Here is a 15,625-nt window from a genome sequence, read left to right on the forward strand (position 1 = left end):
CGGTCATGGGAATAAAAACCGGTGCTGGATGGCGCAGAACCACCACCGGCACCGGGAGAGGGATCTTTTCGTTTAAGGCAGGGCGGCCACTACCGACAGCTCGACGAGGATTTCCGGCTCGCAGAGCTTGGCCTCGACGGTGGCCCGGGCCGGTGCCACGCCTTTGGGCAACCACTGGTCCCAGACACTGTTCATGCCTTCGAAATGGGCATCGATGTCCTTCAGGTAGATGGTCACCGACAGCAGCCGGGTCTTGTCGGTGCCGGCCAGGTCCAGCAAGCGCTCGATGCTGGCCAGGGTTTCCCGGGTCTGTTGCTCGATCCCGGCCTGCAGGTTGTCGCCGACCTGTCCGGCCAGGTAGACGGTACCGCCGTGGACAACGATCTGGCTCATGCGCTCATTGGTGAGCTGGCGCTGGATTGACATGTTTAGCTGACTCCTGGGGGTTGCCATAACGGGAAATGTCGAGGCCTTCGGCACTGATCTGCGGCTTCTTCCTGGCCATCAGGTCCGCCAGCAGGCGGCCCGAACCGCAGGCCATGGTCCAGCCGAGCGTACCGTGGCCAGTGTTCAAGAACAGGTTGCGATACGGCGTGGCGCCGACGATCGGTGTGCCATCCGGGGTGGTGGGACGCAGCCCGGTCCAGAAGCTGGCCTGGGACAGGTCGCCGCCCTGAGGATAGAGGTCGTTGACGATCATCTCCAGCGTTTCACGCCGGCGCGGGTTCAACGACAGGTCGAAACCGGCGATCTCGGCCATGCCGCCGACCCGGATACGGTTGTCGAAACGGGTGATCGCGACCTTGTAGGTTTCGTCCAGGATGGTGGACGTCGGGGCCATCGCCGAGTTGGTGATCGGCACGGTCAGGGAGTAGCCCTTGAGCGGATACACCGGCGCCTTGATGCCCAGTGGCTTGAGCAATTGCGGCGAGTAGCTGCCCAGGGCCAGTACGTAGCGGTCGGCGGTTTCCAGCTTGCCGTCGATCCACACGCCGTTGATCCGGTCGCCGGCGAAGTCCAGGCGCTGGATGTCCTGGCCGAAACGGAATTCGACCCCCAGCTTGACGGCCATTTCCGCCAGGCGGGTGGTGAACATCTGGCAGTCGCCGGTCTGGTCGTTGGGCAGGCGCAGGGCACCGGCGAGGATGTTGGTGACGCTGGCCAGGGCCGGCTCGACCCGGGCGATGCCGTCGCGGTCCAGCAGTTCGAAAGGCACGCCGGACTCCTTGAGCACGGCGATGTCCTTGGCCGCACCGTCCAGTTGCGCCTGGGTACGGAACAGCTGGGTGGTGCCCAGGCTGCGACCTTCGTAGGCGATGCCGGTTTCCGCCCGCAGTTCGTCGAGGCAGTCGCGGCTGTATTCGGACAGGCGCACCATGCGCTCTTTGTTCACGGCATAGCGGCTGGCGGTGCAGTTGCGCAGCATCTGCGCCATCCACAGGTATTGATCGACGTTGGCGGTGGCCTTGATCGCCAGCGGGGCGTGGCGTTGCAGCAGCCACTTGATGGCCTTGAGCGGAACGCCCGGGGCGGCCCATGGCGAGGCATAGCCAGGCGATACCTGGCCGGCGTTGGCGAAGCTGGTTTCCATGGCAACGGCAGGCTGACGGTCCACCACGGTCACTTCGAATCCGGCTTGAGCCAGATAATAGGCACTGGTGGTTCCGATAACGCCACTGCCCAAGACCAGAACGCGCATTTTCATATCCTCATCGCGGCTGACCGCCGCCGGTTGTTATTCGAAGCAAAGATGCGCGCAGTGTAAGAAACATCAGGCAGTGATTTTCACTATATAACCGCCTATATTTGGCGAGAATTCTCGGCAATATCGCTTTTCACGGAGGGGCATCCCCTATGAGAACCAACCACCAGACCCGCCGCGCCCTGGACAAGATCGACCGCAACATCTTGCGCATCCTGCAGGCCGACGGACGCATTTCCTTCACCGAGCTGGGGGAACGGGTCGGCCTCTCCACCACCCCCTGCACCGAGCGGGTAAGGCGCCTGGAACGCGAAGGGATCATCATGGGCTACAACGCCCGCCTCAACCCGCAGCACCTGAAGGGCAGCCTGCTGGTCTTCGTCGAGATCAGCCTGGACTACAAGTCCGGCGACACCTTCGAGGAGTTCCGCCGGGCGGTACTCAAGCTGCCCCACGTGCTGGAGTGCCACCTGGTCTCCGGCGACTTCGACTACCTGGTCAAGGCACGGATCTCGGAGATGGCCTCGTATCGCAAGCTGCTGGGCGACATCCTGCTCAAGCTGCCCCACGTGCGCGAATCCAAGAGCTACATCGTGATGGAAGAGGTGAAGGAAAGCCTGAGCCTGCCGATTCCCGACTGAAGAGGGCTAGACCAGCACCTGGCGCTGGCTGGCCATGTAGTCGTGGATCTGCTTCTCGACCTGCGGATGAATCAGCTCCACCGGGCGCCGGCCATTGGGGCACGGCAGGCTCAGGGTGGTGCCGAACAGGCGGCAGATCAGCGGTCGCTCGTCATACACCGTGCACCCCTCGGGGCCCAGGTGCACACAGTCCAGCGCCGCCATGGCCGCGTCCTGCTCGGCAGCGGTCTTGCGCGGCAAGCGGGACATTTCTTCCGGCGACGTGGTGACCGGGCCACAGCAGTCGTGGCAGCCGGGCACGCACTCGAAGGAGGGAATCTGCTGGCGCAGGCTACGGACGATCTGGCGGTTACAGCTCATTAAAAGGCCTACAGGCGCGTGGACGGCCGTGGATTCTGCCTCAAATCCCCGCGCCAGGTCAGCGCCGACCGCCCTGCGGTTGCCCCGCCGGAAAGGCGCGGATTATCCTCCGTGCATTTTCCAGACCCGATCAGGACGACGCCCTTCATGCCCGCCAGCCTCCAGCACGCCGCCAGCGACCGGCACCCCGCTTCCTATTACGCCGCCAGCAGCCTGCCGCAACCGGACTATCCGGCCCTGGCTGGCGAGCAGGTCGCGGACGTATGCGTGGTCGGCGGCGGCTTCTCGGGGCTCAACACCGCGCTGGAACTGGCCGAGCGCGGGCTCAGCGTGGTTCTGCTGGAAGCCCGGCAAATCGGCTGGGGCGCCAGCGGGCGCAATGGCGGGCAGTTGATTCGCGGCGTCGGCCACGGCCTGGAACAGTTCACCAAGGTGATCGGCAGCGAAGGCGTGCGGCAGATGAAACTCATGGGCCTGGAGGCGGTGGAGATCGTGCGCCAGCGCATCGAGCGCTGCCAAATCCCTTGCGACCTGACCTGGGGCTACTGCGACCTGGCCAACAAACCCGCCGAGCTCGAAGGCTTTGCCGAAGAAGCCGAGGAACTGCGCAGCCTCGGCTATCGCCACGAGACCCGCCTGCTACAGGCCAGCGAAATGCACAGCGTGGTGGGCTCCAAACGCTACGTCGGAGGCCTGGTCGACATGGGCTCCGGCCACCTGCATCCGCTGAACCTGGCCCTGGGCGAGGCCCAGGCCGCCCAACGGCTGGGAGTGCGCCTGTTCGAACATTCGTGCGTGACCCGCATCGACTACGGGGCCGAGGTCAAGGTGCATGCGGCCCGCGGCACGGTGCGCGCCAAGACCCTGGTGCTGGGCTGCAACGCCTACCTCAACGACCTCAATCCGCAACTGGGCGGCAAGGTACTGCCGGCCGGCAGCTACATCATCGCCACCGAGCCCCTGAGCCCGGACCAGGCCCAAGAGCTGTTGCCACAGAACATGGCCGTCTGCGATCAGCGGGTGGCCCTGGACTACTACCGGCTCTCGGCCGACCGGCGCCTGCTGTTCGGTGGCGCCTGCCACTACTCCGGGCGCGACCCCAAGGATATCGCCGCCTACATGCGACCGAAGATGCTGGACGTGTTCCCGCAGCTGTCCGCCGTGAAGATCGACTACCAGTGGGGCGGGATGATCGGCATCGGCGCCAACCGCCTGCCGCAGATCGGCCGGCTCAAGGACCAGCCCAATGTGTATTACGCCCAGGCCTACTCGGGCCATGGAGTGAATGCCACGCACCTGGCGGGCAAGCTGTTGGGCGAAGCCATCAGCGGCCAGCACGGTGGTGGCTTCGACCTGTTCGACAGGGTGCCGCACATCACCTTCCCCGGCGGCAAGCACCTGCGCTCGCCGCTGCTGGCCCTGGGCATGCTCTGGCATCGCCTGAAAGAGCTGGCCTGAGTACCAATAACCTTCTCTGCTGCCAGGGCCCGACGACCCTGGCAGGCAAGCTCCGCTACCGCCGCCAGAAGGGCTTGAGCCCTTCCTGCCGGGCTTCGTCAGGGCTCAGACCGATATCCCGCAATTGTTCGGCCGGCATCTCCAGCAGGGCCCTGCGCGTGCTCAGCCGATGCCAGTACAAGCCCCAGCGGCCGAGGCCGGAAGGCGCGGAACGGGACGATGCTCGCTCCACTGCCTGTTCCTGCTCCGCCACCAGTTCCTGACCGTGTAACGACAGCCGCACATCGCTCAAGCCGTTCATCTGCATCGCTCCTGTTGCTCAAGTTGCCATGAGCCGACATGATGCGTGTCAAGCGAAAACCAATACAGAGCCAAAGTATCTGTATTAACTCCATACAGATTTAGCCAAAATCCTGCTGAATCCTGGATTTTTTGCCGATCTGTACCGGTCCTCACGCCTACCACTACGAGGCAACAGCATGACCCTCTATGTGAATCTCGCCGAACTTCTGGGCACCCGCATCGAACAGGGCTTCTACCGCCCCGGTGACCGGCTGCCGTCGGTGCGTGCCTTGAGCCTCGAGCATGGGGTCAGCCTGAGCACGGTGCAGCAGGCCTATCGCCTGCTCGAGGACAACGGCATGGCGATGCCCAAGCCCAAGTCGGGCTATTTCGTTCCGCCCAGCCGCGAACTGCCGGCCCTGCCCGCAGTGGGCCGCCCGGCTCAGCGGCCGGTGGAGATTTCCCAGTGGGACCAGGTGCTGGAACTGGTCCGCGCGGTGCCGCGCAAGGACGTGGTACAGCTGGGACGCGGCATGCCGGATATCACCACGCCGACCATGAAGCCGCTGCTGCGGGCCCTGGCCCGGCTCAGCCGCCGCCAGGACATGCCCGGCCTGCATTACGACAACATCTACGGCGTGCTGGAGTTGCGCGAGCAGGTCGCGCGGTTGATGCTGGATTCAGGCTGCCAGGTGGGCGCCAACGACCTGGTGATCACCACCGGTTGCCATGAAGCGCTGTCCACCAGCATCCGCGCCATCTGCCAGCCCGGGGATATCGTCGCCGTGGACTCGCCGAGCTTCCACGGCGCCATGCAGACCCTCAAGGGCCTGGGCATGAAGGCCCTGGAAATCCCCACCGACCCGGTCAGCGGCATCAGCCTGGAAGCCTTGGAACTGGCCCTGGAACAGTGGCCGATCAAGGCCATACAGTTGACCCCGAACTGCAACAACCCCCTGGGCTACATCATGCCCGAGCAGCGCAAGCGCGCCTTGCTGACCCTGGCCCAGCGCTTCGACGTGGCGATCATCGAAGACGATGTGTATGGCGAACTGGCCTACACCTACCCGCGCCCACGGACCATCAAGTCCTTCGACGATGATGGGCGCGTGCTGCTGTGCAGTTCGTTCTCGAAAACCCTGGCGCCCGGCCTGCGCATCGGCTGGGTAGCCCCCGGGCGCTACCTGGAACGGGTGCTGCACATGAAATACATCAGCACCGGCTCCACGGCTCCGCAACCCCAGGTGGCCATCGCCGAGTTCCTCAAGGGCGGCCATTTCGAGCCCCACCTGCGCAAGATGCGCAACCAGTACCAGCGCAACCGCGACCTGATGCTGGACTGGGTCAGCCGCTACTTTCCCGCCGGCACCCGCGCCAGCCGCCCGCAAGGCAGCTTCCTGCTGTGGATCGAACTTCCCGAGCGCTTCGACTCTCTGAAGCTCAACCGGATCCTGCTGGACCAGGGGGTGCAGATCGCCGTGGGCAGCATCTTTTCCGCCTCGGGCAAATACCGCAATTGCCTGCGGATGAACTACGCCGCCAAGCCAACCCCGCAGATCGAGGACGCGGTGCGCAAGGTCGGCGCCGCGGCCAGCCAGCTACTCAGCGACATCCAGGACTGACGCCTGCCCCTTTCGTCCCAAGCCAGGCATGTACCCCGTGCAGTGATACGAGATGACCCGACTTGAGCCGTAAACAGGCGTTCTCCTTGCTTCTGCTGCTGGGCCTCGGGCTCGGCGGCTGCGCCACTCCACCAGCGCCACCCCGGCCCAGCCAGGCCCTGGCCGCCACCGACTCGGCGTTCGCCCAATCGATCAAGGCCCAGGCCGCTCCCTACCAAGGACGCTCGGGCTTTCGCCTGCTGCCCAACAGCACCGAGGCGTTCATCGCCCGGGCCGAATTGATTCGCCGCGCGCAAAGCAGCCTCGACCTGCAGTACTACATCGTCCACGACGGCATCAGCACACGGATGCTGGTGGACGAACTGCTCAAGGCCGCCGATCGCGGCGTGCGGGTGCGCATCTTGCTGGACGACACCACCAGCGACGGCCTGGACCAGATCATCGCCACCCTGGCGGCCCACCCGCAGATCCAGATCCGCCTGTTCAACCCCCTGCACCTGGGGCGCAGCACCGTCCTCACCCGCTCCATGGGCCGCCTGTTCAACCTCTCGCAGCAACATCGGCGGATGCACAACAAGCTGTGGCTGGCCGACAACAGCGTGGCCATCGTCGGTGGGCGCAACCTGGGGGATGAGTACTTCGATGCCGAGCCCAACCTGAACTTCACCGACATCGACATGCTCAGCGTCGGCCCGGTAGCCGAGCAGTTGAGCCACAGTTTCGATCAGTACTGGAACAGCGCCCTGAGCAAGCCGGTGGATGGGTTCCTGTCCCGAGCCCCGTCGGCCAGTGACCTGGACAATACCCGGCTGCGCCTGGAGCAATCGCTGCAAGACAGCCGCCGGCAGAACCAGGCGCTGTATCGACAGCTGCTGGCCTATCAGACCCAACCGCGCCTGGAGCTCTGGCGCAAGGAACTGATCTGGGCCTGGAACCAGGCCCTGTGGGACGCGCCGACCAAGGTCCTGGCCAAGGGCGACCCCGATCCGCAACTGTTGCTGACCACCCAACTGGCACCGGAACTACGGCGCGTGAGCCAGGAGCTGGTCATGGTCTCGGCCTACTTCGTCCCCGGCCAGTCCGGCCTGGTGTACCTGACGGGCCGCGCCGATGCCGGGGTCGCGGTGAGCTTGCTGACCAACTCCCTGGAAGCCACCGATGTCCCGGTGGTGCATGGCGGCTACGCGCCCTATCGCAAGGCGCTGCTGGAGCATGGAGTAAAACTCTATGAACTGCGACGCCAGCCTGGGAAGCATGGCGGCAGCGGGCCACGGCTGTTCCACAGCGGCGCCGTGCATGGCTCCGACTCCAGCCTGCACAGCAAGGCGATGATCTTCGACCAGCGCAAGAGCTTCATCGGCTCGTTCAATTTCGACCCGCGTTCAGTGTTGTGGAACACCGAGGTCGGGGTGCTGGTGGACAGCCCGGAGCTGGCCGGGCACGTGCGCGAGCTGGCCCGGCAGGGTATGGCCCCGGCCCTGAGCTACGAGGTCAGGCTGGAGGGCGGCCAGCTGACCTGGGTCACCGAGGACCAGGGCCGGCTGCACAGCCTGGACCACGAGCCCGGCAGCTGGTGGCGCCGGATCAACGCCTGGCTGAGCACCCGCATCGGCCTGGAACGCATGCTCTAGCCACTACGACGGCTGGGCCCGGGGGCTACCGAAGGCGCCCGGGCACCGCAGCAGGAGCAACAATCCCAAGGCTCCGGCCGCCACCAGCAGCAACATGGCATGGCCGCTGACCCACTGGCTGCCCGCCCCCGCCACCAGGGGACCGACCAGACAGCCGATCCCCCAGAGCTGGGCCACGTGGGCATTGGCCCGCACCAGCGCGTCGTCGCGATAGCGCTCGCCGATCAGGATCAGCGACAGGGTGAACAAGCCACCGGCGCTCGCGCCGAACAGCACCCACAGCGGCCAGATCAGCCAGCGGTTATCCAGCAGCAGCGGAATGGCCAGGCTGGAACACAGCAGGATCACCGCGCAGCCGGTGAACAACCCACGCCGCGATATCCGGTCGGCCAGGGCGCCGATCGGCAATTGCAGCAGCGCATCGCCCACCACCACGGTGCTGACCATCGCCAGGGCGATCTCCTCGCTGAAGCCCTGGCTCAGGCAATACACCGGCAACAGGGTGAGGATCAGCGCCTCGAAGGTGGCGAACAGCGCCACCGCCCAGCCAATCGCCGGCAATGCCTGGCAGAAGAGCCAGAGGTCCTTCAGGGTCACGCTGCACGACTCGGTGGCCGGGGCGCCGCTGCGCCCCAGCAGGAGCAAGGGCGCCACCGCCAACAGGCCGACCGACACCCAGAAGCCGTAGTCATGCTCGGTGCCCAGCACACCCAGCAGCAAGGGTCCGGCCAGCTGGCTCAGGGCGTAGCCGCTGCCATACAGTGCCACCAGCCGCCCGCGCCACTGCTCTACAACCAGCTGGTTGATCCAGCTTTCCCCGAGCACGAAGATGATGGTCAGCACCATGCCCAGGACCAGCCGCAGCACCAGCCACACCGGGTAGCTGGGCAACAGCGCCAGCAAGCCGATGGACATCGCCCCGGCCCACAGGCACAGGCGCATCAGGCTGGCGGTGCCAAGGCGGGCCGCCAGGCGATTGGAAATCTTCGCCCCGAGCAATACGCCGATGGCCGGCATCGCCGCGACCACGCCGATGGCAAAGGGCCCGTAGCCCCAACCTTCGAGACGGAAGGACACCAGCGGCATCGTCATGCCCAGGGCCAGGCCCACGCTCAGGACAGCGGACAAAACGGCGAAATAGGTCGCCCAACGCATTTCCACGCTCCTGTGGATCATTGTTCTGCAAGGCACAGACAACACAGCCGGACTTCCCTTGCGGAAAGCCCGGCTGCGCTGCGATCGCCCGCCCCTTCAGGGACGGGCTGGAACAAGGGACTCAGAGCTTGATCCAGGTCGCCTTGAGCTCGGTGTACTTGTCGAATGCGTGCAGCGACTTGTCACGGCCGTTGCCCGATTGCTTGAAGCCACCGAACGGCGCGGTCATGTCGCCGCCGTCGTACTGGTTGACCCATACACTGCCGGCGCGCAAGGCCCGGGCAGCCTGGTGGGCCTTGGAAATGTTCGCGGTCCATACCGCTGCCGCCAGCCCATAGGGAGTGTCGTTGGCAATCTGGATCGCTTCTTCGGCGGTGTCGAAGGTGATGACCGACAGCACTGGGCCAAAGATCTCTTCCTGGGCGATCTTCATCGCGTTGCTGACGCCGTCGAAGATCGTCGGCTCGACATAGGTACCGCCGGTTTCCTCCAGGGTGCGCTTGCCGCCGACCAGCAGCTTGGCGCCGTCGGCATGGCCGGCCTCGATATAGGACAGCACGGTGTTCATCTGCTGGCTATCCACCAGGGCCCCGACATTGGTGGCCGGGTCCAGCGGGTTGCCCGGTTTCCAGGCCTTGAGGGCCTCGAGCACCATGGGCAGGAACTTGTCCTTGATGGAGCGCTCCACCAGCAGGCGCGAGCCGGCGGTGCAGACCTCGCCCTGGTTGAAGGCGATGGCACTGGCCGCGGACTCGGCGGCGGCCTGCAGGTCGGGGGCATCGGCGAACACGATGTTCGGGCTCTTGCCGCCGGCCTCGAGCCAGACGCGCTTCATGTTCGACTCGCCGGAGTACACCAGCAGTTGCTTGGCGATCTTGGTGGAACCGGTGAATACCAGGGTGTCCACGTCCATGTGCAGGGCCAGGGCCTTGCCGACGGTATGGCCGTAGCCTGGCAGCACGTTGAACACACCGGCGGGAATCCCGGCCTCCACCGCCAGGGCGGCGATGCGGATCGCGGTCAGGGGCGACTTCTCCGACGGCTTGAGGATCACCGAGTTGCCGGTAGACAGCGCCGGCCCCAGCTTCCAGCAGGCCATCATCAGCGGGAAGTTCCACGGCACGATGGCCGCGACCACGCCCACCGGCTCACGGGTGACCAGGCCCAACTGGTCATGGGGAGTGGCGGCGACTTCGTCGTAGATCTTGTCGATGGCCTCGCCACTCCAGCTCAGGGCCTGCGCCGCGCCGGGAACGTCGATCTCCAGGGAGTCGGTGATGGGCTTGCCCATGTCCAGGGTTTCCAGGAGGGCCAGCTCCTGGGCGTGCTGCTTGAGCAGGCCGGCGAAACGGATCATCACCGACTTGCGCTTGGCCGGGGCCAGGCGCGACCAGGCACCGGAATTGAAGGTGGCGCGGGCATTTTCCACGGCGCGCTGGGCGTCCGCCGCATCGCAGCTGGCGATGGTGGCCAGCACACGACCGTCTACCGGGCTGATGCATTCGAAGGTTTGGTTGGAAACCGAAGCGGTGTATTCACCGTTGATGTAGGCGCGGCCTTCGATCTTCAGTTCCCGGGCGCGTTGTTCCCAGTCGGCACGAGTCAGGGTGGTCATGCGAGTATCCTCCTCTTGTTGTGGATGCAAGCGCCGCGCGAACGACGCTGGCACTCTTGAAGAATTCTGCCCGGCCAGCCTGTCTTCGGCCCGAGGCACTCGCCACCCTAAACCAGCGGGACCGGTACTTTCAATATATTTGACAGAGCCCGGGCAAACCGGATTGCTATGTGCATTTTAATAAACATAGACTCTGCCCTTCATAGCCACTCGCGCCGTAATCACGGGGGAATCCAGCAATGAGCATCCACAACGTCGTCGACTTCAGCCAGGCCGCCACCGAGGTCGAACGCTATCGGCCCGCCGCAGAAAAGATCCTCAAGGGCGACCCCGAGCAAGCGGTGCTCAACCACTACGCCAGCCCCTGCGGCCAACTCAATGCCGGGATCTGGGAAGGCGCCGTAGGCCAGTGGACGGTGAACTTCACCGAGCATGAATACTGCGAGATCCTGCAGGGCGTGTCGGTCCTGCGCGACGACGACGGCAACGCCAAGACCCTGCGCGCGGGCGACCGTTTCGTGATCCCGGCCGGCTTCAGGGGCACCTGGGAAGTGCTGGAACCCTGCCGCAAGGTCTACGTGGCCTTCGAACAGAAAGCCTGAATCGCAGGCACAAAAAAACCCGCTTGAAGGCGGGTTTTTTTGTCAGAAGAAAAATCAATTACTTGATTTTGCCTTCTTTGTAGATCACGTGCTTGCGAACAACCGGATCGTATTTCTTGATCTCGATTTTGTCCGGAGTAGTACGCTTGTTCTTGTCGGTAGTGTAGAAGTGACCAGTACCGGCGCTCGAGATCAAACGAATCAATTCACGCATGATTAGCTCCCTTAAACCTTGCCGCCATCGCGACGGATTTCGGCCAGAACGGCGTCGATGCCGCGCTTGTCGATGATGCGCATGCCTTTGGCAGATACGCGCAGACGCACGAAGCGTTTCTCGGACTCAACCCAGAAGCGGTGATGCTGCAGGTTCGGCAGGAAACGACGACGGGTTTTGTTGTTTGCGTGGGAAATGTTATTCCCAGTCACCGGACCCTTACCGGTAACTTGACAGACTCTAGACATGCCTCAGCCCTCTAAAACCACATGCCCAACCCGGCATGGGTTGGCCGCTTAATCTCTCAGTCATTTGGCGCCAGGCGCCGCGTTTCTTTAGGGTCTTACCGGCTACGCCTGCAGGTGCAAGGAACCGGGCCCCTAGAAAAGAGCGCTGCTTTATACCAGAAAGACCCCATAGCAACAACAGCCGCTGTGCTCGGGATGATGAAAACTCCTGATTTTCTTGCGTCGGACGCCTGCGGCAAAGGCTATCGCAGAAAATGACCACTCGTCGCTGAATACTTTCCAGGCGCCGCCAACGCTGCAGGGCAACCCTCCAGCAGGTCCACAGACAGCCTCCTGGCGGCAGTTGGACAGTACGAAAGGGATAGTCATTTTCCCACGAGGTCACTAGGGTAAGGCAATTCCAGACTGCACTCGCAGATGGGCCTTCGATCTGCACAAGGAACCCGACCATGCGTCTCGCCGCCCTCCCGCTCCTGCTCGCCCCCCTCTTGAGCCCATTGGCCCAGGCCGCCGCGCTGAGCGTCTGCACCGAAGCCAGCCCGGAAGGCTTCGACGTGGTGCAATACAATTCGCTGACCACCACCAACGCTTCCGCCGACGTATTGATGAACCGCCTGGTGGAATTCGATGCCAGCAGTGGCAAGGTGGTCCCCAGCCTGGCTGAAAGCTGGGAGATTTCGTCCGACGGGTTGACCTATGTGTTCAAGTTGCATCCGAAGGTGAAATTCCACCGTACCGAATACTTCAGCCCCAGCCGCGAGATGACCGCCGAGGACGTCAAGTTCAGCTTCGAACGCATGCTCGACCCGGCCAACCCCTGGCACCAGGTGGCCCAGAGCGGCTTTCCCCACGCCCAGTCCCTGCAGCTTCCCGGCCTGATCAGGAAGATCGACGCCCTGGACCCGCTGACCGTGCGCTTCACCCTGGACCACGCCGACTCGACCTTCCTCGCTACCTTGAGCATGGGCTTCGCCTCGATCTATTCCGCGGAATACGCCGACCAGTTGCTCAAGGCCGGCACCCCGGAAAAGCTCAACAGCCAACCGATCGGCAGTGGACCGTTCATCTTCAGCCGCTTCCAGAAGGACGCCGCGATCCGCTACAAGGCCAACCGCGACTACTTCGCCGGCAAGCCGGCAGTGGACACGCTGATCTTCGCCATCACCCCGGACGCCAACGTGCGCCTGCAGAAGCTGCGGCGCAACGAATGCCAGATCGCCTTGTCGCCCAAGCCCCTGGACGTCCAGGCCGCCAGCGCCGACCCAGCGCTGAAGGTCGAGCACACCGCGGCCTTCATGACCGCCTTCGTCGCCATCAACAGCCAGCACCCGCCACTGGATAAACCCGAGGTGCGCCAGGCGATCAACCTGGCATTCGACAAGGCCAGCTACCTCAAGGCGGTCTTCGAAGGCACCGCCGAAGCGGCCAATGGCCCCTACCCGCCCAACACCTGGAGCTACGCCAAGGAACTGCCGGGCTACGCCTTCGACCCCGAGAAAGCCCGCCAGCTCCTGGCCAAGGCCGGACTCAAGAGCGGCTTCCAGACCACTATCTGGACCCGCCCTTCCGGCAGCCTGCTCAACCCCAACCCAAGCCTGGGCGCGCAAATGCTCCAGTCGGACCTGGCCCAGGTGGGGATCCAGGCGGAGATCCGCGTGATCGAATGGGGCGAACTGATCCGCCGGGCCAAGGCCGGCGAGCACGACCTGCTGTTCATGGGCTGGGCCGGCGACAACGGCGACCCGGATAACTTCCTCTCGCCGCAGTTCACCTGCGCGGCGGTCACGTCCGGGACCAACTTCGCCCGCTATTGCGACCAGAACCTGGATAAGCTGATCACCGCGGGCAAGACCACCAGCGAGCAAGGCGTACGCAGCAAGCTGTACCAGCAGGCCCAGACCCAGATCCAGCAGCAAGCACTATGGCTGCCCCTGGCCCACCCGACCGCCTTCGCCCTGACCCGCAAGCAGGTCCAGGACTACCAGGTGAGCCCCTTCGGCCGCCAGGACTACTCCAAGGTCAGCTTCCGCTAATCCCGCCACTCCCTCCGAGGCAAGCCGCGGGCTTGCCTCGGGATCAGAGCCAGCCGTACTCGGCCATCGACAACGGATCCCCCTCCCCGATGATGAAGTGGTCCAGCACCCTGACATCGATCAGTTCCAATGCCTGCTGCAAGCGCCGGGTGAGCACCCGGTCCGCGGGGCTGGGATCAGAAATGCCCGACGGGTGGTTGTGGCAGAGGATCACCGCCGCGGCGTTGTGGGCCAGGGTGCGCTTGATCACCTGGCGCGGATGCACCGTGGTGCTATCGATCGAGCCATGGAACAGGATCTCGAACGCCAGGACTCGATGCTTGGTGTCCAGGAACAGGCAGCCGAACACCTCATGGGGCTCATGCCGCAGCATCGACTTCAGGTAATCGCGCACCACCAGTGGGTTCTCCAACGCGGAGTGCCGACGCAACTCCTGCGCCAGGTTACGCCGGGCCATTTCCAGCACGGCCTGCAACTGCGCATATTTGGCCGGCCCCAACCCCGGCTGGCGGGTGAAGGTCAGCTGGTCCGCTTCCAACAGGCTGCGCAGGCTGCCAAAACGCTGCAACAGTAGCCGGGCCAGGTCGACCGCGCTCTTGCCGGCGATACCGGTGCGCAGGAAGATCGCCAGCAACTCGGCATCGGAAAGACTGAGCGCACCCTGCTCCAGAAGCCGTTCCCGCGGGCGCTCCGCCGCGGGCCAATCACGAATGCTCATCACACCTCCCTGTGCATGGCGCCGCTGTTCCATGGCGGACGCTGTGCTATCTTAGCCCCCCTCTTTTTGCGTGGTATTTCACCTGGGGAGGGGGACTCCACGCAGTAATCTCTGAACGGAAAGACAGGCCTATGCAGCGGCTGTATCGCAAACGCATCGTGCTCGGCGTCGGTGGCGGCATTGCCGCCTACAAGAGCGCGGAGCTGGTTCGCCGACTCCTCGACCAGGGCGCCGAAGTGCGCGTGGTCATGACCCGGGGCGGCTGTGAATTCATCACCCCGCTGACCCTCCAGGCCCTCTCCGGGCATCCGGTCCACCTCGACCTGCTGGACCCGGCGGCCGAAGCCGCCATGGGCCACATCGAGCTGGCCAAGTGGGCCGACCTGGTGCTGATCGCCCCGGCCACGGCCGACCTGATCGCCCGCCTGGCCCAGGGTATCGCCGATGACCTGCTGACCACCCTGGTCCTGGCCACCGACGCCACCGTGGCCATCGCCCCGGCCATGAACCAGGCCATGTGGCGCGACCCCGCCACCCAGGCCAACACCCAACTCCTGCAGAGCCGCGGCCTGCGGGTATTCGGCCCGGCCTCCGGCAGCCAGGCCTGCGGCGATGTCGGCCTGGGCCGCATGCTCGAAGCCAACGACCTGGCGCTGTGCGCCGCCGACTGCTTCCAGCACCTGGCCCTGACCGGCAAGCACGTACTGATCACCGCCGGGCCGACCCAGGAAAACATCGACCCGGTGCGCTACATCACCAACCATAGCTCAGGGAAAATGGGCTTCGCTCTGGCCGAGGCCGCCGTCGAAGCCGGCGCCCGGGTCACCCTGATCACTGGCCCGGTGCACTTGCCAACCCCCGACCGAGTCACGCGGATCGACGTGGTCAGCGCTCGCGACATGCTGGCAGCCTGCGAGGCGGCCATTCCATGCGACGTTTTCATCGCCTCTGCGGCGGTCGCGGATTACCGTCCCGAAGTCGTTGCCCCACAAAAATTAAAGAAAGACCCTACGAACGGTGACGGCCTGCTGCTGCAGATGGTGCGTAACCCGGACATCCTGGCCACCATCGCCACCCGTCCTGACCGCCCATTCAGCGTCGGCTTCGCCGCCGAGACCGAACACCTGCTCGACTACGCTGCACGCAAACTGAAGGACAAGAACCTCGACCTGATCGTCGCCAACGACGTGGCCAACCCGAGCATTGGCTTCAACAGCGAGGAAAACGCCTGCAGCGTGATTGACCGAGAGTTGCACGCAACCCTCTTCGCCCAGACCAGCAAAGGCAAGATTGCCCGCCAGCTGATCTCTTTCATCGCCGAACGGCTGAACCAGGTTTAACTCG

16 protein-coding genes are annotated in these 15,625 nt (G+C 64.5%); 7 read left to right on the plus strand and 9 right to left on the minus strand.

The window, feature by feature from the left end; genetic code table 11:
- Nucleotides 1-72: 72 nt before the first annotated feature.
- Both ACK6AU_RS09135 and dadA read right to left on the minus strand, forming a co-directional pair.
- Nucleotides 73-426: a RidA family protein gene (locus ACK6AU_RS09135; protein ID WP_022641824.1), complete on the minus strand. Its 354-nt coding sequence runs from the start codon at nucleotides 424-426 to the stop codon at nucleotides 73-75.
- Nucleotides 398-1,699 (minus strand): D-amino acid dehydrogenase, encoded by a 1,302-nt coding sequence (gene dadA / locus ACK6AU_RS09140; protein ID WP_185696900.1) that lies wholly within the window; start codon nucleotides 1,697-1,699, stop codon nucleotides 398-400. Before dadA ends, ACK6AU_RS09135 begins: the two co-directional genes overlap by 29 nt.
- A gap of 155 nt (nucleotides 1,700-1,854) precedes the next feature.
- On the opposite strand from dadA, the gene ACK6AU_RS09145 reads away from it, so the two are divergent.
- Nucleotides 1,855-2,343, plus strand: coding sequence for an Lrp/AsnC ligand binding domain-containing protein (locus ACK6AU_RS09145; protein WP_011064210.1), 489 nt, complete (start codon nucleotides 1,855-1,857; stop codon nucleotides 2,341-2,343).
- Between the two features lie 6 nt (nucleotides 2,344-2,349).
- On the opposite strand, the gene ACK6AU_RS09150 is transcribed toward ACK6AU_RS09145, so the two are convergent.
- Nucleotides 2,350-2,703 carry a YkgJ family cysteine cluster protein gene (locus ACK6AU_RS09150; RefSeq protein WP_409298918.1) on the minus strand — a complete coding sequence of 118 codons (354 nt, stop codon included), beginning with the start codon at nucleotides 2,701-2,703 and terminating at the stop codon, nucleotides 2,350-2,352.
- 147 nt (nucleotides 2,704-2,850) lie between these two features.
- On the opposite strand from ACK6AU_RS09150, the gene ACK6AU_RS09155 reads away from it, so the two are divergent.
- Nucleotides 2,851-4,161: an NAD(P)/FAD-dependent oxidoreductase gene (locus ACK6AU_RS09155; protein WP_409298920.1), complete on the plus strand. Its 1,311-nt coding sequence runs from the start codon at nucleotides 2,851-2,853 to the stop codon at nucleotides 4,159-4,161.
- 55 nt (nucleotides 4,162-4,216) lie between these two features.
- Here ACK6AU_RS09155 and ACK6AU_RS09160 read toward each other — a convergent pair whose 3' ends face one another.
- Nucleotides 4,217-4,462: a DUF1127 domain-containing protein gene (locus ACK6AU_RS09160; RefSeq protein ID WP_185696897.1), complete on the minus strand. Its 246-nt coding sequence runs from the start codon at nucleotides 4,460-4,462 to the stop codon at nucleotides 4,217-4,219.
- A 178-nt stretch (nucleotides 4,463-4,640) separates the two neighbouring features.
- On the opposite strand from ACK6AU_RS09160, the gene ACK6AU_RS09165 reads away from it, so the two are divergent.
- Together ACK6AU_RS09165 and ACK6AU_RS09170 are read left to right on the plus strand one after the other, a co-directional pair.
- Nucleotides 4,641-6,065, plus strand: coding sequence for a PLP-dependent aminotransferase family protein (locus ACK6AU_RS09165; RefSeq protein ID WP_185696896.1), 1,425 nt, complete (start codon nucleotides 4,641-4,643; stop codon nucleotides 6,063-6,065).
- A gap of 62 nt (nucleotides 6,066-6,127) precedes the next feature.
- Entirely contained in the window at nucleotides 6,128-7,696 is a 1,569-nt protein-coding gene (locus tag ACK6AU_RS09170) for a phospholipase D family protein (RefSeq protein ID WP_409298923.1), read from the plus strand.
- Between the two features lie 3 nt (nucleotides 7,697-7,699).
- Here ACK6AU_RS09170 and ACK6AU_RS09175 read toward each other — a convergent pair whose 3' ends face one another.
- Both ACK6AU_RS09175 and ACK6AU_RS09180 read right to left on the minus strand, forming a co-directional pair.
- Nucleotides 7,700-8,851 carry an MFS transporter gene (locus ACK6AU_RS09175; protein WP_409298925.1) on the minus strand — a complete coding sequence of 384 codons (1,152 nt, stop codon included), beginning with the start codon at nucleotides 8,849-8,851 and terminating at the stop codon, nucleotides 7,700-7,702.
- 121 nt (nucleotides 8,852-8,972) lie between these two features.
- Nucleotides 8,973-10,466 (minus strand): aldehyde dehydrogenase, encoded by a 1,494-nt coding sequence (locus ACK6AU_RS09180; RefSeq protein WP_185696893.1) that lies wholly within the window; start codon nucleotides 10,464-10,466, stop codon nucleotides 8,973-8,975.
- Between the two features lie 239 nt (nucleotides 10,467-10,705).
- Here ACK6AU_RS09180 and ACK6AU_RS09185 point away from each other — a divergent pair, with 239 nt between their 5' ends.
- Nucleotides 10,706-11,068: a cupin domain-containing protein gene (locus ACK6AU_RS09185; RefSeq protein WP_185696892.1), complete on the plus strand. Its 363-nt coding sequence runs from the start codon at nucleotides 10,706-10,708 to the stop codon at nucleotides 11,066-11,068.
- Nucleotides 11,069-11,126: 58 nt separating this feature from the next.
- On the opposite strand, the gene rpmG is transcribed toward ACK6AU_RS09185, so the two are convergent.
- On the minus strand, nucleotides 11,127-11,282 hold the full coding sequence (gene rpmG / locus ACK6AU_RS09190; RefSeq protein ID WP_003177274.1) for a 50S ribosomal protein L33: 156 nt from the start codon (nucleotides 11,280-11,282) through the stop codon (nucleotides 11,127-11,129).
- An 11-nt stretch (nucleotides 11,283-11,293) separates the two neighbouring features.
- Nucleotides 11,294-11,530 (minus strand): 50S ribosomal protein L28, encoded by a 237-nt coding sequence (rpmB, locus tag ACK6AU_RS09195; protein WP_185696891.1) that lies wholly within the window; start codon nucleotides 11,528-11,530, stop codon nucleotides 11,294-11,296.
- A 449-nt stretch (nucleotides 11,531-11,979) separates the two neighbouring features.
- On the opposite strand from rpmB, the gene ACK6AU_RS09200 reads away from it, so the two are divergent.
- On the plus strand, nucleotides 11,980-13,563 hold the full coding sequence (locus tag ACK6AU_RS09200; protein WP_185696890.1) for an ABC transporter substrate-binding protein: 1,584 nt from the start codon (nucleotides 11,980-11,982) through the stop codon (nucleotides 13,561-13,563).
- 43 nt (nucleotides 13,564-13,606) lie between these two features.
- On the opposite strand, the gene radC is transcribed toward ACK6AU_RS09200, so the two are convergent.
- A complete protein-coding gene (gene radC / locus ACK6AU_RS09205; RefSeq protein WP_185696889.1) occupies nucleotides 13,607-14,281 on the minus strand; it encodes a RadC family protein in 675 nt (224 codons plus the stop codon).
- A 131-nt stretch (nucleotides 14,282-14,412) separates the two neighbouring features.
- Between radC and coaBC the strand changes: the two genes are divergently transcribed.
- Complete coding sequence (gene coaBC / locus ACK6AU_RS09210; protein WP_409298929.1) at nucleotides 14,413-15,621, plus strand: bifunctional phosphopantothenoylcysteine decarboxylase/phosphopantothenate--cysteine ligase CoaBC; 1,209 nt, start codon at nucleotides 14,413-14,415, stop codon at nucleotides 15,619-15,621.
- Nucleotides 15,622-15,625: the final 4 nt, after the last annotated feature.

The sequence above is a fragment of the Pseudomonas sp. KCJK8993 genome, from assembly GCF_046230915.1.
Lineage (GTDB): Bacteria > Pseudomonadota > Gammaproteobacteria > Pseudomonadales > Pseudomonadaceae > Aquipseudomonas > Aquipseudomonas piscis.